The sequence below is a fragment of the Bradyrhizobium sp. MI1.11 genome (assembly GCF_055811255.1).
The window spans coordinates 143,990-165,210 of sequence record NZ_JBVVPM010000011.1; the positions used below are offsets into that span (position 1 = coordinate 143,990).

Annotated in this window: 16 protein-coding genes and 1 tRNA gene; 13 read left to right on the top strand and 4 right to left on the bottom strand. The window is 64.4% G+C overall.

What is annotated here, in order from left to right; all coding sequences use genetic code 11:
* Positions 1-115 precede the first annotated feature (115 nt).
* Both AC0L30_RS14195 and AC0L30_RS14200 read right to left on the bottom strand, forming a co-directional pair.
* Entirely contained in the window at positions 116-1,282 is a 1,167-nt protein-coding gene (locus AC0L30_RS14195; protein ID WP_473404501.1) for an extracellular catalytic domain type 1 short-chain-length polyhydroxyalkanoate depolymerase, read from the bottom strand.
* 141 nt (positions 1,283-1,423) lie between these two features.
* A complete protein-coding gene (locus AC0L30_RS14200; protein WP_473404502.1) occupies positions 1,424-2,836 on the bottom strand; it encodes an MFS transporter in 1,413 nt (470 codons plus the stop codon).
* Positions 2,837-3,071: 235 nt separating this feature from the next.
* Here AC0L30_RS14200 and AC0L30_RS14205 point away from each other — a divergent pair, with 235 nt between their 5' ends.
* Together AC0L30_RS14205 and AC0L30_RS14210 are read left to right on the top strand one after the other, a co-directional pair.
* Positions 3,072-4,307 (top strand): LLM class flavin-dependent oxidoreductase, encoded by a 1,236-nt coding sequence (locus AC0L30_RS14205; protein WP_007598192.1) that lies wholly within the window; start codon positions 3,072-3,074, stop codon positions 4,305-4,307.
* Between the two features lie 237 nt (positions 4,308-4,544).
* Positions 4,545-5,921, top strand: a complete 1,377-nt coding sequence (locus AC0L30_RS14210) for a cytochrome P450 (protein WP_219679830.1) — start codon at positions 4,545-4,547, stop codon at positions 5,919-5,921.
* A gap of 100 nt (positions 5,922-6,021) precedes the next feature.
* On the opposite strand, the gene AC0L30_RS14215 is transcribed toward AC0L30_RS14210, so the two are convergent.
* On the bottom strand, positions 6,022-6,864 hold the full coding sequence (locus tag AC0L30_RS14215) for an SDR family NAD(P)-dependent oxidoreductase (protein ID WP_473404503.1): 843 nt from the start codon (positions 6,862-6,864) through the stop codon (positions 6,022-6,024).
* 195 nt (positions 6,865-7,059) lie between these two features.
* On the opposite strand from AC0L30_RS14215, the gene AC0L30_RS14220 reads away from it, so the two are divergent.
* The 10 genes from AC0L30_RS14220 to AC0L30_RS14265 all read left to right on the top strand — a co-directional run bounded on the left by AC0L30_RS14220 (position 7,060) and on the right by AC0L30_RS14265 (position 19,583).
* Entirely contained in the window at positions 7,060-8,025 is a 966-nt protein-coding gene (locus tag AC0L30_RS14220) for a sensor histidine kinase (protein ID WP_473404504.1), read from the top strand.
* A gap of 208 nt (positions 8,026-8,233) precedes the next feature.
* Complete coding sequence (locus AC0L30_RS14225; protein WP_473404505.1) at positions 8,234-9,970, top strand: putative bifunctional diguanylate cyclase/phosphodiesterase; 1,737 nt, start codon at positions 8,234-8,236, stop codon at positions 9,968-9,970.
* Positions 9,971-10,207: 237 nt separating this feature from the next.
* Positions 10,208-11,374: a substrate-binding domain-containing protein gene (locus tag AC0L30_RS14230; protein WP_473404517.1), complete on the top strand. Its 1,167-nt coding sequence runs from the start codon at positions 10,208-10,210 to the stop codon at positions 11,372-11,374.
* A 170-nt stretch (positions 11,375-11,544) separates the two neighbouring features.
* Positions 11,545-12,321, top strand: a complete 777-nt coding sequence (locus tag AC0L30_RS14235) for an ABC transporter ATP-binding protein (protein WP_007598207.1) — start codon at positions 11,545-11,547, stop codon at positions 12,319-12,321.
* Positions 12,318-13,040: an ABC transporter ATP-binding protein gene (locus tag AC0L30_RS14240; RefSeq protein WP_219679838.1), complete on the top strand. Its 723-nt coding sequence runs from the start codon at positions 12,318-12,320 to the stop codon at positions 13,038-13,040. Before AC0L30_RS14235 ends, AC0L30_RS14240 begins: the two co-directional genes overlap by 4 nt.
* Positions 13,037-14,047 (top strand): branched-chain amino acid ABC transporter permease, encoded by a 1,011-nt coding sequence (locus tag AC0L30_RS14245; protein ID WP_219679842.1) that lies wholly within the window; start codon positions 13,037-13,039, stop codon positions 14,045-14,047. Before AC0L30_RS14240 ends, AC0L30_RS14245 begins: the two co-directional genes overlap by 4 nt.
* The gene (locus tag AC0L30_RS14250) at positions 14,044-15,129 is read left to right on the top strand and encodes a branched-chain amino acid ABC transporter permease (protein WP_473404506.1); all 1,086 of its coding nucleotides are present in this window, start codon (positions 14,044-14,046) and stop codon (positions 15,127-15,129) included. Before AC0L30_RS14245 ends, AC0L30_RS14250 begins: the two co-directional genes overlap by 4 nt.
* Before the next feature lie 136 nt (positions 15,130-15,265).
* A complete protein-coding gene (locus AC0L30_RS14255) occupies positions 15,266-18,376 on the top strand; it encodes a bifunctional diguanylate cyclase/phosphodiesterase (RefSeq protein WP_473404507.1) in 3,111 nt (1,036 codons plus the stop codon).
* A gap of 1 nt (position 18,377) precedes the next feature.
* Entirely contained in the window at positions 18,378-19,433 is a 1,056-nt protein-coding gene (locus AC0L30_RS14260) for a sensor domain-containing diguanylate cyclase (protein ID WP_473404508.1), read from the top strand.
* A 73-nt stretch (positions 19,434-19,506) separates the two neighbouring features.
* A tRNA-Arg gene (locus tag AC0L30_RS14265) sits at positions 19,507-19,583 on the top strand.
* Between the two features lie 51 nt (positions 19,584-19,634).
* Here AC0L30_RS14265 and AC0L30_RS14270 read toward each other — a convergent pair.
* Complete coding sequence (locus tag AC0L30_RS14270) at positions 19,635-19,844, bottom strand: hypothetical protein (RefSeq protein ID WP_007598219.1); 210 nt, start codon at positions 19,842-19,844, stop codon at positions 19,635-19,637.
* Positions 19,845-20,011: 167 nt separating this feature from the next.
* Here AC0L30_RS14270 and dinB point away from each other — a divergent pair, with 167 nt between their 5' ends.
* Complete coding sequence (gene dinB, locus AC0L30_RS14275) at positions 20,012-21,115, top strand: DNA polymerase IV (protein ID WP_473404509.1); 1,104 nt, start codon at positions 20,012-20,014, stop codon at positions 21,113-21,115.
* Positions 21,116-21,221 lie beyond the last annotated feature (106 nt).

Genomic DNA, 21,221 nt, shown 5'->3' on the forward strand with positions numbered 1-21,221 from the left:
TCTATTCCGCGGCGTCTGCGAACGCCGCGGGCTGGTTCAGGTTGCGGTCGCCCCATTCGCGGATCGCAGCGACGACGGGCACAAAACTCTTGCCTTATCGGCGCGACGGCCTGAGTTACTTCATCAATCCCGCGGCCGTGAGCGCGCGCGTGATGATCTGGCCGAGATCGAAGCCGCGGGCCTCCTCGCGCTTCGGCTCGGCCGTCTCTTCGGCGACCGCGGCGCGGATCGAGCGTGCCAGATGCGGCGCGGGCGAGCGGGCCGGCGTCGGCTTTGGTTCGGCCTTCTTCGCCGCGTCGGGAATCCAGCCGGTGAGGCCGAAGAATTTGGCGATGTGATAGGACGAGGAGATGCCTGCCTCGATCAGGAACGCGCCTTCCACGCCATAGCGCTGGTCGTTGTCGGCAAGGCCGAGCGGCGTGCCGTGGGCCATGTCGGTGATGGCGTAGGATTCGACGAGAGTCTCGCCGTCCTTGTTCCACCAGGCCTGGCGCGGATAGCCGTCGATGTTGGTTTCTGCCATCGGCGCGTCAGGCAAATCGTGCAGGTCGAGCCATTGCTTGACGATCTCGTTGGCATTGCCGGGATTGACGGTGCGATCGGCGCTGCCGTGCCACACCGAGATCCTGGGCCAGGGCCCGCGATGATTCGAGGCCCGCCGCACCAGATCGCCAAGTTCGCGCGCCGGCCGCTCCGGGGAATGAAACATGCCGTCGAGCGCCTCGCGCAGATTCGTCGCAATGCCGTAGGGAAGTCCCGCGATGACCGCCCCGGCCGCGAAGACTTCAGGGTAGGTCGCGAGCATCACCGATGTCATGCCGCCGCCGGCCGACAGGCCCGTGATGAAGATGCGCTTGGGATCGACGCGATGCGTTTCGATCATGTGCGCGATCATCTCGCGAATCGAGCACGCCTCGCCGCTGTCCCGTGCCGTGTCTTCCGGATTGAACCAGTTGAAGCAGGTGTTGCTGTTGTTGACGCGCTGCTGCTCGGGCATCAACAGCGCGAAGCCGTAGTGCTCGGCGAGCGTCGACCATCCGGCACCGAGATCGTAGCTTGCCGCCGTCTGGCCGCAGCCGTGCAGCACGACGACGAGCGCGCGCGGCTTCTGCAGTTGCGGCGGCACGAACGCGAACAGGCGCAGATTGCCGGGATTGTCACCGAAGCCCGTAACCTCTTGCAACGGACTGGAGGCATCGGCGCTCCGGCCAAACTCGGCGAAGCGCAATCCATCCAGCTTTGGCAGACGTCTCAAGAGGTCGACATTTCTGGTTAACGACACGGCAGCTCCTGGCAGGCGACGTCCCAACGTCCACCCAAACCAAATAGTTGCTGCAGCGCAAAATAAAAAGACCGTGTGCTGTCAATGACGAGTAAATCGCGGGAAAACCTGCAGAAATCCGCACGTATTAACCGCAATGCCTCAACTTCGTGCAGATACACGGCGCATCCACGCCAGGAATGCGGCGCAGATCATGATTAACGTCACAAACAGCGCGAGCGAGACGAGAAATCCTGCGCGCGCTGATTGCACGGCTTCGACGGCGAAGAACACGGCGCCGATTGCGGCCACTCCGGCCGCATTTCCGATCTGCGCCGTGGTGCCGTAAATGCCGGAGGCAGAACCTGCGGCCACAGGCTTCACCGTCGAGAGCACCGCGCCGGAGAGCGGCGCCATCACCAGCCCCTGACCGTAGCCGAACACGATCATGGTGAGCGCGAGCAAGAGCGCGGACGGCGCATCGACAGAGAACGCGACAAGCGCAAGCGCCGCGAGGCCCGCGATCTGAAGCGCGCAACCTTCGATCAAGACCCTGGTGCCGCGATGGCGCGCCCGTGCGCCGCTATGGCGCGAGGCCACGACGAAAGCGAGCGCGAGCGGAATGAAGGCTATGCCGGCCGCGAGCGGCGGGATTTTCAGCCCTCGCTGCATGAACAGCGTCATGACCAGATAGAACGAGAGATTGGCGAAGAAGAAAAAGAACGCGGCGCCGAGACCGCGCAGGAAAGCGGCGTCCGCCAGCAGGGAGAGATCAATCAGCGGCATGCCGCCGGCGCGTGCCACCGCATGCTCCAGTTTCGGGAACGCCAGGAGGATCACGGCGCCGATCGCCATCACCAGCCACAACCACGGTGCCCAGCCGACATCGTGACCGAGCAGCAGCGGACCGATCATGCACAGCAATCCGGCAAACAGGACGATGCTGCCCGTGATATCCAGCCGCGTGCCGGCGCGGTGCGGCACTGAGGGCATGATGCGCCAAGCCGCCACCGCGATGACGAGACCGCACGGCACATTGACGAAGAACACCGAGCGCCAGCCGGTGCCGGCGAGATCAATCGTGACCAGGAGACCGCCGAGCAGAAAGCCCGCGGCACCCGCGAGCCCCAGCACGATGCCGTAGATGGCGAAGGCGCGGCTGCGCTGTTCATCGGTGAACAGGAGATGCAGCGTTGCCAGTACCTGCGGCACCATCAGCGCGGCGGAGGCACCCTGCGTCAACCGCGCCACGATCAACTCCGCACCGGATCGCGCCAGTCCGCACCACAGCGACGTCAGGGTGAAGCCGAGCAGGCCAGCCAGGAACACGTTCCTGGTGCCGTGAATGTCGCCAAGCCGGCCGCCGGTGACGACCAGCGTGGCATAGGCGATCAGGTAGATCGCGATGACGGATTCGATCTGCGCCGGCGACGCCTTCAACTCGACCGCGATGGTCGGAATGGCGACGTTGACCACGAAGGCATCGACGCCGAACATGAACTGGGCGGCCACGACGATCGCCAGCACCCACCAGCGACAGGACGTATCGACCTGCTTTGTGACGGTTTGGTGCATCGGCGCGCGACCCTTCGGATGTCCTTGCCGATCATCGCAGGCCCAATGCGGCGCCGCGATTACCTCGAAGGTAGGATCCTCGCGCGCTCCGCCTCTCTCCGCGTGCCCGCGAGAGGGAGACGACACATGCATGGCTGCATTCCGCCGTGCGGGACATCGCGCGATTGCGTTCGCTGCCTCCAGCACGTAGCTTCGCGCCACAAACAAACAAAAAATGTAAGCCGGAGAGAACGCCATGGCGCGCCTGAAGTTCGGAGCCTTCCTTGCCCCGCATCATCCGATCGGGGAGCATCCGATGCTCCAGTTCCGGCGCGATCTCGATCTGGTCGAGCAGCTCGATGCACTCGGCTATGACGAGTTCTGGTGCGGCGAGCATCATTCCTCCGGCTGGGAAATGATCGCCTCGCCGGAGATGTTCCTGGCTGCGGCCGGCGAGCGCACCAAGCGGATCAAACTCGGCACCGGCGTGGTGTCGCTGCCCTATCACCATCCCTACAACGTCGCGCAGCGCATGGTGCAGCTCGACCACATGACCGGCGGCCGCGCCATCTTCGGCTCCGGTCCCGGCGCGCTCGCCTCCGATGCGCATACGCTCGGCATCGATCCGATGACGCAGCGCGACCGCCAGGACGAGGCGATCGGCGTGATCCGCCGCCTCTTCAATGGCGAGCGCGTCACGGCGAAGAGCGACTGGTTCACCATGAACGACGCCGCGCTGCAGCTCCTGCCGCTGCAGGAAGAGATGCCGTTTGTGGTGGCCTCGCAGATCTCGCCCTCCGGCATGACGCTCGCCGGCAAATATGGCATTGGCATCATCTCGCTGGGTTCGATGACGACGCAGGGGCTGATGTCGCTGCAGCAGCAATGGCAGTTCGCCGAGGACGCAGCGAAAAAGCACGGCACCAAGGTCGATCGCGCGAACTGGCGCGTTCTGCTGACCTGGCATATCGCCGAGACTCGCGAGCAGGCCCGGCGCGAGGCCGGCGCCGGGCTGATGCGCTGGCACAATGAATATAATGTCGGCACGTTGCAGCGGCCGGGCCTCACCGCGTTCGCCTCACCCGACGAGGCCGTGGACAAGACCGCGTTCGTCGACGGCGCGGCCTCCGTCATCGGCACGCCCGACGACCTCGTCAAGATGATCAAGAACGTGATGCAGGTCTCCGGCGGCGTCGGCGCCGTCATCGGCTTCGTGCACGACTGGGCTAACCCGGAGAACACGCGCCGGAGCTGGGACCTTGTCGCGCGCTATGTCGTGCCCGAGATCAACGGCTACATCGACGGCTTGCGCAAGTCGCAAAAATTCGTGATCGAGAACCGCGCGATCTTCGAGCGTGCGGGCCAGGCCGTGATGGCCAAGATCATGGAAAACGAGAAGGCCGCCGAGGCTTTGAAGGTGACCGGCGCCGGTCGCGTTGCGATTCCGGCCGTCAATGCCCCGGATTTGCAGAAGGAAGCGGCGAAACGATAGGTTCAGGGTCCGCCCGGGCTTCGGCGAACGCCTCGTCCTTCGAGACGACCGCTCCGCGGTCTCCTCAGGATGAGGCTAAGCGGCACCGGAGTCCGTTGAAACTGCTGCCGCACACTCTGTCCTCATCCTGAGGGCCCGCCAAAGGCGGGCGTCTCGAAGGATGGCCGCAGCGAAGCACCGGCGCATCAGCGGACCCGGATTGTGTTATGTTGGGTCCAGCCAACCGGAGCAATCGTCATGTCGATGCAGAATGTGGCCGCCCCTGCGCTCGGCTTCACTCCGCCCAGGCGCAACGAGCTGACACATATCCCCGGCGACGAAGGCTGGCCGATCATCGGCAAGACCTTTCAGGTCCTCGCCGACCCCAAGGGGCACATCGAGGCGAACGGCGCCAAATACGGCCTGATCTATCGCACGCATTTCTTCGGCGAGACCAATGTCGTGCTGCTCGGCCCCGAGGCCAACGAGCTCGTGCTGTTCGACCAGCAAAAGCTGTTCTCCTCGACCCATGGCTGGAACAAGGTGCTCGGCCTGTTGTTCCCGCGCGGATTGATGCTGCTGGATTTCGAGGAGCACCGGCTGCATCGCAAGGCGCTGTCGGTCGCGTTCAAGTCCGGCCCGATGAAGTCGTATCTGAGCGATCTCGACCGCGGCATCGCCGCCCGCGTCACGCAGTGGAAGGCGAAACCCGGCGAGATGCAGCTTTATCCGGCGATGAAGCAGCTCACGCTCGATCTCGCCGCCGCATCCTTTCTCGGCGCCGATATCGGGCCGGAGGTCGACGAGATCAACCGCGCCTTCGTCGATATGGTCGCCGCGGCCGTCGCCCCGATCCGCCGACCGCTGCCCGGCACGCAGATGGCGGCCGGCGTCAGGGGGCGCAAGCGCATCGTCGCTTATTTCCGCGAGCAGATTCCGCTGCGACGCGGCAATCACGGCGGCGATGACCTGTTCTCGCAGCTCTGCCGCGCAACCCACGAGGACGGCGCCCTGCTCTCGGAACAGGACATCATCGACCACATGAGCTTTCTGATGATGGCGGCGCACGACACGCTGACCTCGTCGCTGACGTCGTTCATCGGCGAGCTCGCGGCAAATCCCGGCTGGCAGGACAAGCTTCGCGCGGAAGTCATGGCACTGGGGCTCGCCCCTGACGCGCCGAGCAGTTTCGACGATCTCGAAAAGATGCCGCTGTCAGAGATGGCGTTCAAGGAAGCGCTGCGGATCAAGCCGCCGGTGCCCTCGATGCCGCGCCGCGCCATGCGCGATTTCACCTTCAAGGGTTTTTCGATTCCCGCCGGCACCGCGATCGGCGTCAATCCGCTCTACACGCACCACATGAAGGACATCTGGCCGGAGCCGGACCGCTTCGATCCGCTGCGTTTCACCGAGGAGGCCCAGCGCAACCGCCACCGCTTCGCCTGGGTGCCGTTCGGCGGCGGCGCGCATATGTGCCTCGGCCTGCACTTCGCCTACATGCAGGCCAAATGCTTCGCGCGGCACTTCTTGCAGAACATCGAGGTATCGCTGGAGCCCGGCTACAAGCCGGACTGGCAGATGTGGCCGATCCCGAAGCCGCGCGACGGATTGCGGGTGCGGGTGAAGGCGGTGTGAGCACCGCAGCCGTCATTGCGAGCGAAGCGAAGCAATCCAGGCTGCCTCTGCGGAAGCGGCCTGGATTGCTTCGTCGCTTCGCTCCTCGCAATGACGAAAACTATCCGGCCCCCTGATCGAACGCCTTGCGCAGGGCCACGTAGCCCTGCTGCTGCTGGCTCCAGTTGCGGCCGCCGGTCATCGCGCCGTCGATGACGAGGTCATGGCCGTTGATGAAGCTGGATTCGTCGCTGGCCAGGAACACCGCTGCATGGGCGATGTCATCGGGAAGCCCGGCGCGCGGGATTGGCTGCGCGGTCTTGTAGATCTCGCGCATCACCGCCTGCGTCTTCTCCGCCGCCTCGGTCGAAAGCCCGAGCGCCTTGCCGAAAATGCCGGTCGCGATGGCGCCGGGCGAGATCGAGTTGACGCGGACATTGGATTCGCCGAGCTCCATCGCCACGCATTTGGTGAGATGGATCACCGCCGCCTTGGCCGCACCATAGACCATCGAGGACGAGAAGCCGGCGAGACGGCCGGCGATGCTGCCATTGTTGATGATGCTGCCAAATCCCTGCTTCTTCATGTGGGGTGCGGCGTGTTTCATGCCGCGCATGACGCTGCGCAGCAGGGTCGCCATCGCCGCATCGAAGCGCTCGACCTCGAGGCCTTCGATGCCGCCAGTCTGCGCCGGGCCGCCGGCATTGTTGAACAGGCAGTCGATGCGGCCGAATTTTTCGATCGCGAGCGCGATCAACGCCTGCATCTGCGCTTCCGCCGTCACATCCGTCTGGCGGAAGACGCAATTCGACCCGAGCTGCTTCGCCAGCGCCTCGCCTTCCGGTACACGCCGCCCCGCGATCACAATTTTGGCACCTTCGGCAACGAAGACTTCTGCAGTCCGCAACCCGATCCCGCTCGTCGCGCCCGTGATCACCGCGACCTTGCCATCCAGCCTGCCCATGGAATGTCCCTGTTTTCGAACCCCTTGACGCCAAATGGCGGACACCGATCGACGACGGCGCCGCGACGGTCGGCGCCGCAGCAGGCACTATTCCTGCCGGCTTCCGACAAGGCAAGCTTTGCTTGGGGCCGGCGACATGCGTAACATTCCTGGCGACCGCTCGATTGTCGAACGCATATCGCGACCGGACTGCGCATGGCGAAGCTGATCGACGAATTCCGCAAGGGCTGGCAGGGCGTGGCACCGCCATCGCTCGGCCTCAGCCTTGCGTTTGCGGTCGCCTGCCTGCTGGTTGCGACGCTGGCGCGCTGGGCTCTCGCCCATGTGCGGCCCGACGTCTATTTCACGCCGTATTTCCCGGCCGTGTTCTTTGCGGCCGCGTTCGGCGGCTTCCGCATCGGCATCATCACGGCGCTGGTCGGCGGTGTGCTCGGCGTCGTCGTGAACTTTGACGATGCGCTTGCCGATAACGCGCGATTCGCCCTGCTGGCACTCTATTGGGCGGTCTGCGCGCTCACCATCTGGGGCGTCGAGCACTATCGCTCGCTCCTCGTCGAGCAGCGCCGGATTTCCAGGCGCCTGATCGAGGAAGAAGACTACCGCAAGCTGCTGGTCGACGAACTCCAGCACCGGCTGAAGAACAAGCTGTCGACAGTGCATGCCGTGCTGCATCAGGTGCTGCACGATCAGCCGCAAATCTGGGCCCGGATCGATCCGCGGCTGCGGTCGCTTGCAGCGACCGACGATTTGATTTCGCGGATCGACAAGGCCGGCTGCGACATCCGCGACCTGCTGATCTCCGAGCTCGGCCCTTACGGCCATGTCCGCTTCACGCTCAACGGCGACCGGCTGTTCCTGCCGCCGAAGCTTGCGGTCACGCTGTCCCTGATGTTTCACGAGCTCGCCACCAACGCGGGGAAATATGGCGCGTTCTCCGCGCCGCGCGGGTTGTTGCAGGTGTCATGGACCGTCAGCGACGACCGTCTGACCGTGACCTGGGATGAAACCGAGGGCCCGAGTGTCGACAAGATCTCCGAGCCGGGTTTCGGCACCAAGCTGTTGAAGTCGGCGCTGTCGGCCTTCGACGGCAAGACGGAGGTCTCCTATCTCAGGACCGGACTTCATTGCACCATGCAATGCCGTATTCCCAAGGACGGTTAGACACGGCGCAAACCAAAGCCGCTCGCGCGCGTCGTTCGACTTTTCGCCGGACGCGTTGACGCCCCGTTAATGACGATGGGCTGCGCGCGTCGCATCGCCGCAAAACACCACCGTAATTCTCCGGGCCCCTTAACCAAACTTAAGAGGGAACCGCGCAAGATCGCGCCCATTGCAAAGGCGCGCTGAAACAACAAGATTCATGACTTCTATGAACGACAACAAATATTCCGGCGCGAGCGAAGCCGAACTCGGATTCCTCAAGGAAATCGTTAGAATGCTGCCTGCCGGCCTGACCGTGCAGGACGCGCAAGGCGAACTTCTCCTGGTCAACGATGTCGCGGCCGCCCAGCTCGGCATGGACGGCAGCCGCCCCTCGCGCGATCTCGCGCCGCGCCAGAAAGCCTGCCGGCAGGCCCTGAGCTCCGGTCAGGCGGTGGTCGCCGAGGAAGCGCTCCACGACGGAGCCGCACGCCAGGTGCTGCTGACCACCCATCGCCCGATCCGCCTTGACGGACGTGAGCTGCTGATCTCGGCCTCCTCCGACATCACCGAGCAGAAGAATTTCGAGGACCAGCTGTTCCGCTCGGCCTATTTCGACGAGCTGACCGGCCTGCCCTCGCGGCGGGTGATCGAACATCGCGCCACCAGCCTGCTCGCGCAGGGTCGCGCCGGCGAGCGCTTTGCGCTCGCCTTTCTCGACGTCGACAATTTCAAGCACATCAACGACTATTACGGTCACACCGTGGGCGATGCCCTGCTGGTCGAGCTGTCGAAGCGGCTTGGACGCGGCCTGCGCGATTCGGACATGCTGTCGCGCATCTCCGGCGACGAATTCCTGCTGCTGCTGTCGCCGATCCAGAACCAGGAGGAAGTCGCCGAATTCATGCAGTCGACGCTGGAGCGGCTGACCGCGCCGTTCTTCATCGACAATTCGGAAGTGTTCGCCTCAACCTCGGTCGGCATCAGCCTCTACCCCGATCACGGAAGCAGCTTCGAGACACTGCGCCAGAACGCCGACATCGCGATGTACCGCATCAAGAACGACGGCAAGGGATCGGCGGCCTTCTTCGACTCCAGCATGGAGCGCGAGGCGCTGGCGCGGATGAAAATCGAGCAGTCGCTGCGGCAGGCCATCCTGGAGAAGCGCTTCTGCTGCGCCTTCCAGTCCAAGGTCGACATCCGCACGCAGGAGGTGAAGGGCATCGAGGCCCTGGTTCGGCTGCGCGACGACGAGGGCGTGATCCAGGCGCCGGGCTCGTTCATCAATCTTGCCACCGAACTCGGGCTGATCGACGAGCTGACCCATCTCGTGCTCGCCGAGATCGTCAAGTCGATCGACCTGATCAACGAGACGTTCGGTGCGGAAGCGACCATCAGCATCAACGTCGCGGCCAAGCAGGCCGGCAACCCCGAATTCATGCGCAGCTTTGCCCAGGCGCTCGACGACACCAGCTTTCCGCAGCGCTTCATGATCGAGGTTACGGAAGACGCCTTCGTCGCCAAGAATCATTTCCAGGCCGAGATCCTGCCGATGTTCCGCAAGCTCGGCGTCGCCATCTCGATCGACGATTTCGGCACCGGCTATTCCTCACTGTCGGCGCTGGCCGACATCACCGCGGACGAGATCAAGATCGACCGCTCCTTCATTACCGATATCCATAAGCGCCCACGCAACCAGGGAATCCTGCGCGCGATCGAATCCCTGAGCGAAGCGCTCGGCATGACCGTGATCGCCGAAGGCATCGAATCCTACGAGGAGCTCGCCTACCTGCAGGCTGCGACCAAGATCCGCTACGCGCAGGGCTATTATTTCTCCCGGCCGATCTTCCTGGAGGAGCTGAAGCTCGCAACGCCGATCTCCAGCGAAGCACGCGCCAGTGTCACAAACCGCTCGACGCAACAGAACCGGCAGGGCTATTCCCGGGCGAACGGATACCGGCGGTAACCCCGCGCCTTTGGTTACTTTGCAAAGCCTGAGCAGCCCGTTCCGGGGGTGAGGTCAACAATTGCATCTGCCGATTTCCTCGGCGGAAGCGATCCGGCGCGGCCGGGCCGGGACAATGTCACACATGCCCGTCGCGTGGTCCGCCGGAAGGTGGAATTGCAATGTCCGCACGGTTGTGCAAATCGCTATGACCAAAGCATTTCATCAGGAGGGACCACCGTGCGTCGATCACTCGTCATGGCAACCACCATCCTCGCCCTCGCCGCGGGCACCTCCGCACAGGCCGACGATCTCAAGGTCGCGCTGATCTATGGCAAGACCGGCCCGCTCGAAGCCTATGCCAAGCAGACCGAGACCGGCCTGCAGATGGGTTTTGAATACGCCACCAAGGGCACCATGACGCTCGACGGGCGCAAGATCGTCGTCATCACCAAGGACGACCAGGGCAAGCCCGATCTCTCCAAGGCCGCGCTTGCGGAAGCCTATCAGGACGACAAGGCCGACATCGCGATCGGCACGACCTCGTCGGCCGCGGCACTCGCGATCCTGCCGGTCGCCGAGGAGAACAAGAAGATCCTGATCGTGGAGCCCGCGGTCGCGGATCAGATTACCGGCGAGAAGTGGAATCGCTACATCTTCCGCACGGCGCGCAACTCGTCGCAAGACGCGATCTCGAACGCGGTCGCGATCGGCAAGCAGGGCATCACCGTCGCAACGCTGGCGCAGGACTACGCCTTCGGCCGCGACGGCGTCGCCGCCTTCAAGGAGGCGCTCGGCAAGACCGGCGCGACGCTCGCCGCCGAAGAATATGCCCCGACCTCGACCACCGACTTCACCGCGGTCGGCCAGCGCCTGTTCGACGCGCTAAAGGACAAGCCGGGCCGCAAGGTGATCTGGGTGATCTGGGCCGGCGCCGGCAATCCGCTGGCGAAACTCCAGGACATGGATCCGAAGCGCTACGGCATCGAGCTGTCCACCGGCGGCAACATCCTGCCGGCGCTCGCCGCCTATAAGGGTCTGCCCGGCATGGAAGGTGCCACCTATTACTTCTATTCGATCCCGAAGAACCCGGTGAACGACTGGCTGGTCGCCGAACACCAGAAGCGCTTCAACGCGCCGCCGGACTTCTTCACCGCGGGCGGTTTCGCCGCCGCGATGTCTGTCGTGGCCGCCGTCACCAAGGCGAGGTCGACCGACACCGAGAAGCTGATCACGGCCATGGAAGGCCTGGAGTTCGACACGCCGAAGGGCAAGATGATGTTCCGCAAGGAAGACCATCAGGCGCTCCAGAGCATGTATCACTTCAAGGTCAGGGTCGATCCGAATGTCGCCTGGGCCGTGCTCGAGCCGGTGCGCGAGCTGAAGATCGAGGACATGGACGTTCCGATCAAGAACAAGCGCTGATCTTTCTTCCTTCACCTCCCCCGCTTGCGGGGGAGGCCGGGAGAGGGCGCTGTCCTCTTGGGGGTTCTCGCCTGAGGAGGCACCCTCTCCCCAGCCCTCCCCCGCAAGCGAGGGAGGGGGCGCAGCGTGATCGCGGATACACTTCCAACCAAACCCGATCGAAAGTTTCGATGACGCTCTCCCTCGAAACCCGCGACCTCACCATCCGCTTCGGCGGCCATGTCGCGGTCAACAACGTCACCTGCAGCTTCCGGCCGGGCGAGCTCACCGCGATCGTCGGCCCGAACGGCGCCGGCAAGACCACTTATTTCAACCTGATCTCCGGTCAGCTCCGCGCATCGAGCGGCAGCATCCTGTTCGACGGCACCGACATCACCCAGCATTCCGCGCCGATGCGGACGCGCGCAGGCCTGGGGCGCGCCTTCCAGCTCACCAATCTCTTTCCGAATCTATCGGTGGAGGAAAACGTCCGCCTCGCCGTGCAGGCCGCTGACGGCACTCACTACGACATGCTGCGGCCCTGGATGGTCCGCCGTGATCTGATTGCGCGCGCCGATACGATCCTGGATCAGGTCGCGCTCGGCGGCCGCCGCGGCGTCGCCGCCACCGCACTGTCGCATGGCGACCAACGCAAGCTCGAGGTCGCGCTGATGATGGCGCTCGAACCAAAGGTGTTCATGTTCGACGAGCCGACCGCAGGCATGAGCATCGACGAGGTGCCGGTCGTGCTGAACCTGATCGCGCAGCTCAAGCAGGACAAGAGCAGGATCATCCTCCTCGTCGAGCACAAGATGGACGTGGTGCGATCGCTCGCCGACCGCATCATCGTGCTGCATAACGGGCAGCTTGTTGCGGACGGCCCTCCGGCCGAGGTGATCGCATCACCGATCGTGCAGGAAGCCTATCTCGGCGTCGCGCCCAATAAAGTTGGAGGGAGCGCAGCATGACCGATCTGTTGAAGCTCTCCGGTGTGCACACTCATATCGGCCGCTATCACATCCTCCAGGGCATCGATCTCGCTGTCGCGCAGGGGCAGACAACGATGCTGCTCGGCCGCAACGGCGCCGGCAAGACCACGACGTTGCGCACCATCATGGGCCTCTGGCAGGCCTCCTCCGGCGAGATCAGACTCGCCGGCGAGCGCATCGAGAGCCGCGCGACGCCCGACATCGCGCGGCTCGGCGTCGGCTACGTGCCGGAGAGCATGGCGGTGTTTTCGGATCTCACGGTGAAGGAAAATCTGGTGCTGGCGGCGCGCGACGGGCCGCTCGACGACACCCAGCTCGACTGGATCTTCGGCTTCTTCCCCGCGCTGCGCCGGTTCTGGCTGTCGCGCGCGGGAAGTCTCTCGGGCGGACAGAAGCAGATGTTGTCGATTGCCCGCGCCATCATCGAACCGCGCAAGCTCCTGCTGATCGACGAGCCGACCAAGGGGCTGGCGCCCGCGATCGTGATGGCGCTGATCGAGTGTCTGAAGGAGATCAAGCGCAAGGGCGCTACCATCCTGATGGTCGAGCAGAATTTCTTTGCGGCCCGCGAGCTCGGCGACGACGTGCTGGTGATGGACAACGGCACCATCGTCCATCGCGGCGAGATGGCGGCCTTGGCGGCCGACGTGCCGCTGCAGGAGCGACTGCTCGGCCTGAGCCTGGAGACGCATCAATGACCGAGCTCGCCGCAACCGATCCGCTGCCGAAGCCCAAGCGCGACATCGCGCCGATCCTGCTGCCGATCGCGGTCGCCCTGGTGATGATTCCGCTGATCGGCTCGCCCAGCACCTGGCTGACGCTGACGGCCGCGAGCCTCGCGATGGGCATGATGATCTTCATCATGGCCTCCGGACTCACGCTCGTGTTCGGCCTGATGGACGTGCTCAATTTCGGCCATGGCGCCTTCATCGCGGTCGGGGCCTATGTCGCGACCCTGGTGCTGGCGCCGTTCGCGACCTCGCTCCAGGTGGATTCGCTGTGGATGAACCTCGCAGTGCTGGCGCCGGCGGCATTGCTGTCGATGGCGGTCTCCGGCGCGCTCGGCCTGATTGTCGAGCGGGTGCTGATCCTGCCCGTCTACGGCCAGCATCTGAAGCAGATCCTGATGACGACGGGCGGCCTGATCGTCGCCGAGCAGACGCTCTATGCGGTGTGGGGACCGCAGATCATCCCGACGCCGCTGCCGACGTCGCTGCGCGGCTCCTTCATCCTCGGCGACGTCGCGATCGCGAAATACCGCGTGCTGGCGACGCTGATCGGCCTTGCCGTCTTCATCGCGATTCAGCTCGTGCTCAACAGAACCAAGCTCGGGCTTCTGATCCGCGCCGGCGTCGAGAACCGCGAGATGGTCGAGGCGCTCGGCTATCGCATTCGCCGCCTGTTCCTCGGCGTGTTCATGACGGGATCAGCGCTGGCCGGCCTCGGCGGCGTGATGTGGGCACTGTATCGCGAGCAAGTCCACGCCTCCATGAGCGACGACCTCACCGTCTTGATCTTCATCGTCGTCATCATCGGCGGCCTCGGCTCGATCGGCGGCTGCTTCATCGGCGCGATCCTGGTGGCGATGATTGCCAATTACGGCGGCTTCCTGGTGCCGAAGCTCGCCCTCGTCTCCAACATCCTGCTGATGGTCGCCATTCTGATGTGGCGGCCGCGCGGCCTCTATGCGGTGACCAGCCGATGATGATCCTGTCAGGCGACCCGCCGCGCAACCGCGTGCTCACGCTCGTTCTCGTCCTCATCATCCTGGCGCTGCTGGCGACGCCGTTCCTGTTCCCCGGGGCGAAGGCGCTGAACGTCGCGGCCAAGATCTGCGTCTTCGCCGCGCTGGTCGCCTCCTACGATCTGCTGCTCGGCTATACCGGCTCGGTGTCGTTCGCCCACACCATGTTCTACGGGATCGGCAGCTACGCGATCGCGATCGCGCTGTACGGGATGGGTCCGCATTGGGGCGCGGTTGCAACCGGCATCGTGGTCGGCCTGCCGCTTGCCGCGCTGCTTGCGCTTGCGATCGGGCTGTTCTCGCTGCGGGTGGCTGCGATCTTCTTTGCCATGATCACGCTCGCGGTCGCATCCGCCTTCCAGGTGCTGGCCTCGCAGCTGTCCTGGCTGACCGGCGGCGAGGACGGACGCAGCTTTCAGCTGCCCGAGCTGCTCAGGCCCGGCACGGTGCTGATCTCCAAGAACGTGCTCGGATTCGAGTTCAACGGCCGCATCCTGACGTACTATCTGGTGTTCGCCGTCTCGGCCCTGATGATCCTCGCTCTGCTGCGGGTGGTGAACTCGCCGTTCGGGCGCGTGCTGCAGGCGATCCGCGAGAACCGCTTCCGCGCCGAGGCGCTCGGCTTCCGCACCGTCTTCCACCTGAGCTACGCCAACTGCATCGCCGCACTGGTCGCCGCCGGCGCCGGCATTCTTAATGCACTGTGGCTGCGCTATGCCGGCCCCGATACCTCGCTCAGCTTCTCGATCATGCTGGACATCCTGCTGATGGTCGTGATCGGCGGCATGGGCACGATCTACGGCGCGATCATCGGCGCCACCATCTTCATCCTCGCCCAGAACTATCTGCAGTCGCTGATGGGCGTCGCCTCCAAGGCGGCGTCGGAAGCCGGCCTGCCGCTGCTGCCCGGACTGTTGCATCCCGACCGATGGCTGCTGTGGCTCGGGCTGCTCTTCATCGCCAGCGTCTACTTCTTTCCGACGGGCGTGGTCGGGCGGCTGCGTAATCTCGGCAGCGACAAGAGCGCGGGCAGCTCGCATTAACGCGCGATTCATGATGCAGCGCGGCGGCTCGCTGGACACGACTGCGATCACGCAACGAGATTAACGCTCAGGTAACTGGCTTTCCTAAGCTTTACGCCATTTGTGTGCTGTATTCCTGTCCCTCCAGGGAGGGGGAATGCGCCAGGTCTTTGCAGGAATTGCAGCCGGAATGTTCCTAGCCGCGAAGCACGGCTGGGAGGCAGCCATTCGGCGCGGACCGGTGCTGTGGCTCACCCTGTGCGGCGTGTTGCTGGTCGCGGGGATCTTCGCGGTGACCGCCATGGCCGTCGGCGAATTTCGCGAACGCACCCTGGCCAATCGCGAGCGCGAGCTGGAAAATACGGTGCAGCTGATCGCGCGGCACTTCGATCAGCAATTCGAGGATTCCGACATCGTCGCCGCCGATGTGATCGGGCAGATGAACCTGCCGGAGATCAGTTCGGCCGCGATGTTCCGCGAGCGCATGTCCGGACCCGCGACGAACCAGATGCTGCGGAGCAAGATCGGCCCGGTGTCCTACCTCGGCGACATCGCGATCTACGATGCCGACGGCGAACTGATCAACTGGTCGCGGCCCCAGCCGCTGCCCAAGATCAACATCTCCTCACGCGCCTATTTTCAGACCTTCAAATCGAATCCGATGGCCGAACCGGTGGCGCTGGAGTCGGTCCGCAGCTTCATCATCGGAAAATGGACCACGATTGTCGCGCGTCGGCTGAGCGGCGCGGACGGCAGCTTCCTCGGCACGATGGTCCGCCGGATCGATCCGGACAGCTACCAGAACTATTTCGCGTCCGTTGCGCTTGCGGAGGGCACGGCGATCTCGCTGTTCGACCGCAATGGCAAGATGCTGTCGCGCTACCCGCATGTCGAAGAGCTGATCGGCAGGGACTTCAAGGACGCACCGCTGATGCGCAAGATGCTGGCCGAAGGTGGCCGGCACACCCTGCGCGTCAGGGGCCCGATCGACGGCGACGAGCGCCTCGGCTCCGGGGCCTCGCTGTCGCACTTCCCGCTGGTCATCGTCGCGACCAACACCACGAGAGCCGCGCTGGCCGACTGGCGGCAGCAGACCGGTTTCATGGTCACCACCGCTGCGCTTTCGGCCACCGTGATTGCGCTGATCCTGTTCCTGATCGTTCGCCAGATCAACCGGCAGAACCGTGAGGCGCAGCAACGGCTGGAAGCGGAGCGCGGGCGGCTCGACACCGCCTTGAACAACATGTCGCAAGGGTTGATCCTGTACGATGCCGCCGGCTACATCGTCACCTGCAACCGCCGCTACGCCGATATGTTCGGCCTCTCTCACGATGTCATCAAGCCCGGCTGTCACATCCGCGAGGCGATGTATCATCGCAAGGAGCGCGGCGCGTTCGAAGGCGATGTCGAGGCATTTTGCGCCGACGTCATGAGGATCGTCGCGGAGGGCACGGTCTCCACGAGAAGCCATCACTTGCCGAGTGGCCGAGCTTTCCAGGTCATCAACACTCCGCTCGCGCAGGGCGGATGGGTGGCCACGATCGAAGACATCACCGAGCGGCGCAAGCTGGAGCAGGAACGCGACCGCAACTACATGTTCCTGCGCGAGATCATCGACCACATCCCGTCGCAGATCACCGTGAAGGATGCTCAAACGCGGCAATATCTGCTGGTCAACCGGACCGCCGAAGAGCAATTCGGCCAATCGAGTGAAAACATCGTTGGCAAGACTCCCTTCGACATATACCCGGATGCCTCCGCCCGAGTCGTCACCGACGATGACAGCAAGGCGCTGAAGTCGGGCGAGAGATTGTTCAAGGACGAGCATGCCTGGCAGAGCCAGGCCAAGGGGATGCGCTACATCACCTCGACCCGGATCGGAATCCGCGACGAATCCGGCGAGCCGCGTTACCTCATCAACGTCGTCGAAGATGTCACCGAACGGCGGCGCGCCGACGAGAAGATCGCGCATATGGCGCATTACGATGCGCTGACCGACCTGCCCAACCGGGCGCTGTTCCGCGAGCAGATCGAGCGCGAACTGGAGAAGGTCGGCGGCGGCAGCCAGTTTGCGCTGCTCTATATCGACGTCGACGAGTTCAAGGGCATCAACGATTCGCTCGGTCATCACGTCGGCGACGAGCTGTTGAAGGGAATCGCGGCCCGCATCCGCAGCTGCCTCGGACCGGGCGACCTGATCGCGCGGCTCGGCGGCGACGAATTCGCGGTGATCCAGACCGGGATCAAATCATCCGCCGACGTGGTGTCATTCGTGACGCGGATCTTCGAGGCGATCCGCCGGCCCTATCATTGCTTCGGCCATCAGCTCTCCACCGACGCCAGCATCGGCATCGCCATGGCACCGCAGGACGGCACCGATCTCGACCAGCTCATCAAGAATGCTGATCTCGCGATGTACGGCGCCAAGGCCGAAGGACGCCGCACTCACCGTTTCTTCGAGCCGGAGATGGATGCGAGCGCCAAGGCGCGCCTGAGCCTGGAGCAGGATCTGCGCCAAGCCCTGGTGAACGGCGGTTTCGAGATCCACTATCAGCCGCTGGTCGACCTGCGCACCAACGAAGTCTCGGGATGCGAGGCGCTGCTGCGCTGGCGGCATCCCGAGCGCGGCATGGTGTCGCCGGCGGAGTTCATCCCGATTGCCGAGGACACCGGCTTGATCAACGAGCTCGGCGACTGGGTGCTGCGCATGGCCTGCAACGAGGCCGCGACCTGGCCGGCGCATGTGCGTGTCGCGGTCAACGTCTCGCCGGTGCAGCTCAAATGCGAGACGCTGGCACTGCGGATCGCCGGCGCGCTCGCGGATTCCGGACTTGCCCCGTGCCGGCTCGAGCTCGAGATCACCGAGGCCGTGCTGATCCGCGACGACGAGGCGGCGCTCTCGATCCTGCACCAGCTCCGCGCCATCGGGGTGCGCATCGCGCTCGACGATTTCGGCACCGGCTACTCCTCGCTCAGCTATCTCAAGCGCTTCCCGTTCGACAAGATCAAGATCGACCGCTGCTTCGTCGCTGATATCGCCGAGACGAGCGGCGCGCCCGTGATCGTGCAGGCGGTGGTGAACATCGCCGCCGCCAGCAACATGACCACGGTCGCGGAGGGCGTCGAAACCGAGGCGCAGCGCGAGATGCTGCGCGCGCTCGGCTGCACGGAGATGCAGGGCTATCTCTTCAGCAGACCGAAGCCGGCCAGCGAAGTGCGAAAGCTGTTCGGCCCAAACCATGCCTTGCCGGTGGCGGCGGTGGCCTGACATGGCGAAGCCGGGGAAAACGTCAGCCAAGACGGTCGACGTTGCGGATTCCTACGCCGTGCGGCTGATGCAGCATCTGGTGGTGCCGACCTTCGTGGTCGACCCGAAACGCCGCGTCGTGATCTGGAACAGAGCCTGCGAGCGGCTGACCGGCGTTGCCGCCTCCGAGGTGATCGGCACCAATAAACACTGGCAGGCCTTCTACGAGACCAGGCGCCCTTGCCTTGCCGACCTCGTCGCGCTCGACCGCCCGGAGCAGCTGCCGGAGTTCTATTCCGAATATGCCGCGCGCGGCCATAACGGGCTCGGCTTCAGCGCCGAAAACTGGTGCGTGATGCCGAAGCTCGGCAGCCAGCTCTACCTCGCGATCGACGCCGGTCCTATCCACGACGAGGCCGGCCATCTGATCGCGGTGGTGGAGACGCTGCGCGACCTCACCGACCAGAAGCGCGCCGAGATGGCCCTGAAGGAGCTTGCCACCAAGGACGGGCTGACCGGCCTGTCGAACCGCCGCGCGTTCGACCAGATGCTGATGAGCGAATGGGCCCGCGCCCAGCGGACGCAGAAGGCGATGGCGCTGCTGTTCGTCGACGTCGATCATTTCAAGCTGTTCAACGACCGCCACGGCCACCAGAGCGGCGACGAATGCCTGCGCGCGGTCGCGTCCGTCGTCAGCCGGCATGCCGTGCGCCCGCTCGATCTCGCCAGCCGCTATGGCGGCGAGGAATTCGCGCTGATCCTGCCGGACATGGATTGCGATGCCGCCTGCGTCATCGCGGACGAGATCCGCTGCGCCGTGATGGCCTTGCGGATTGCCCATGGCGCCATCGGGGCCGGCGACCACGTCACCCTGAGTGTCGGCGTCGCCAGCCACATTCCGGACGAAACCGACGGCAGCCCCGACCGCCTGCTGGCCGCGGCCGACGAGGCGCTCTATGCCGCCAAACGGCTCGGCCGCAACCGCGTCATGAGCTCCGAACGGCTGCTCGCCGAGTTCGCCAAGCTCGGGCGGGACGGCGTGCCGGTTCCTGGCCGCGTGGGCCGTAAAACAGCCTAGCCCAAATCAGCCTGGCAGGAGACGGCGGAAGCGGTTGCCCGCCCCTCGCCAATCGGCTAAATGAACCCTCGTTGCACCCGTAGCTCAGCTGGATAGAGCGTTGCCCTCCGAAGGCAAAGGTCACACGTTCGAATCGTGTCGGGTGCGCCAGTCTCTTCCAATGCAAGCCGGAATCATCGCCTGCTCAGCGCAAGCCCACGCTCAATTCAGCATCGAGATGATCGCCTGGACCTGGTCGGAAGCTGACGTGACCAGTCCGTCGTACGACGTCTGACCGTGTGCAGCGGCCTTCAGGATGCATTCGGCGACGGCCGCCTTCAGGCCGAACACCGACTGATCGGGCGGCACGCTGGCCATCACGGCCTCCAGCGCCTGACGCATCGTTCGAATGAGTTCGGAGCTGTATTGCATGGGCTGTCCTCCGCGACCTCATATTAGAGCGCATGCCCATGCTTGCCACTCACAAGCCTGAGATTGCTTTTTGATGGACTGGTACATCCCGCAGCGGCGGCCAGCCTGTGTCGACCGCTGAATCACATCACCTCGCGCTTCTCATCGCTCAATTGTATCATCTTGCCATGAGCGAATCCGACACGGTGACCGGCGAGACCTCGCCCGTCCGCAAGATCATCCATATCGACATGGATGCCTTCTACGCGTCCGTGGAACAACGCGATCATCCGGAGCTGCGCGGAAAGCCGGTCGCGGTCGGAGGCTCCGCGGAACGTGGCGTCGTCGCCGCCGCCAGCTATGAGGCCCGCGCGTTCGGCGTTCGCTCCGCCATGCCGTCCGTGACGGCGAAGCGACAATGTCCCGATCTGATCTTCGTCAAGCCGCGCTTCGAGGTCTACAAGGCGATCTCCAGGCAGATCCGCGACATCTTCGCGGAGCATACTCCGATCATCGAGCCGTTGTCGCTCGACGAGGCCTATCTCGACGTGACCGAAAACCTGCAAGGCATTCCGCTGGCACGCGACATTGCACTCAAGATCCGCGAGAGGATCAAGGCCGAGACGGGTCTCAACGCGTCGGCCGGCATCTCCTACAACAAATTCCTGGCCAAGCTCGCCTCCGATCATCGCAAGCCCAACGGTCAGTTCGTGATTTCACCGGAGATGGGTCCCGCCTTCGTCGAGACGCTGCCCGTCGGAAAATTCCATGGGATAGGCCCGGCTACGGGCGCGAAGATGAACGCGCTCGGCATGTTCACCGGTCTCGATATTCGTCGTCAGACGCTGGAGTTCATGAATGCGAATTTCGGCAAGTCGGGTGCCTATTACTACTGGATCTCGCGCGGTGTCGACGAACGGCCGGTCCGGGCCAACCGGGTCCGCAAGTCCATCGGCGCGGAGACCACGTTCTCAAGCGATCTCACCGAATTCGACACGCTGGTCGCCGAGCTCAAGCCGCTCGTCGACAAGGTGTGGCGCCATTGCGAGGCGACCGGCAACCGCGGCCGCACCGTCACCTTGAAGATCAAGTTTGCCGACTTCGAGATCATCACGCGCAGCAGGTCGGCCCCTTCGCCGGTCGCAGGCCGCGACGATCTCGAGCGGCTGGCTTGCGGCCTGCTCGAAGTCGAGATGCCGCTGCCCAAGAGCGTCCGGCTGCTGGGCGTATCGCTGTCTTCCCTCCAGGCCGGGGACGATGCGGAGCCGCCGCAGCTGACTCTCGGCATCTGAACCAATCTGACGGGCTTTCGGCGAACGCGGACAGCCGCATAGAGCGCGCTTTCAGAGCGTAGGCAGGTGGCAAGATTGACTCGCAACCGAAGATCGGTCCGCCGGG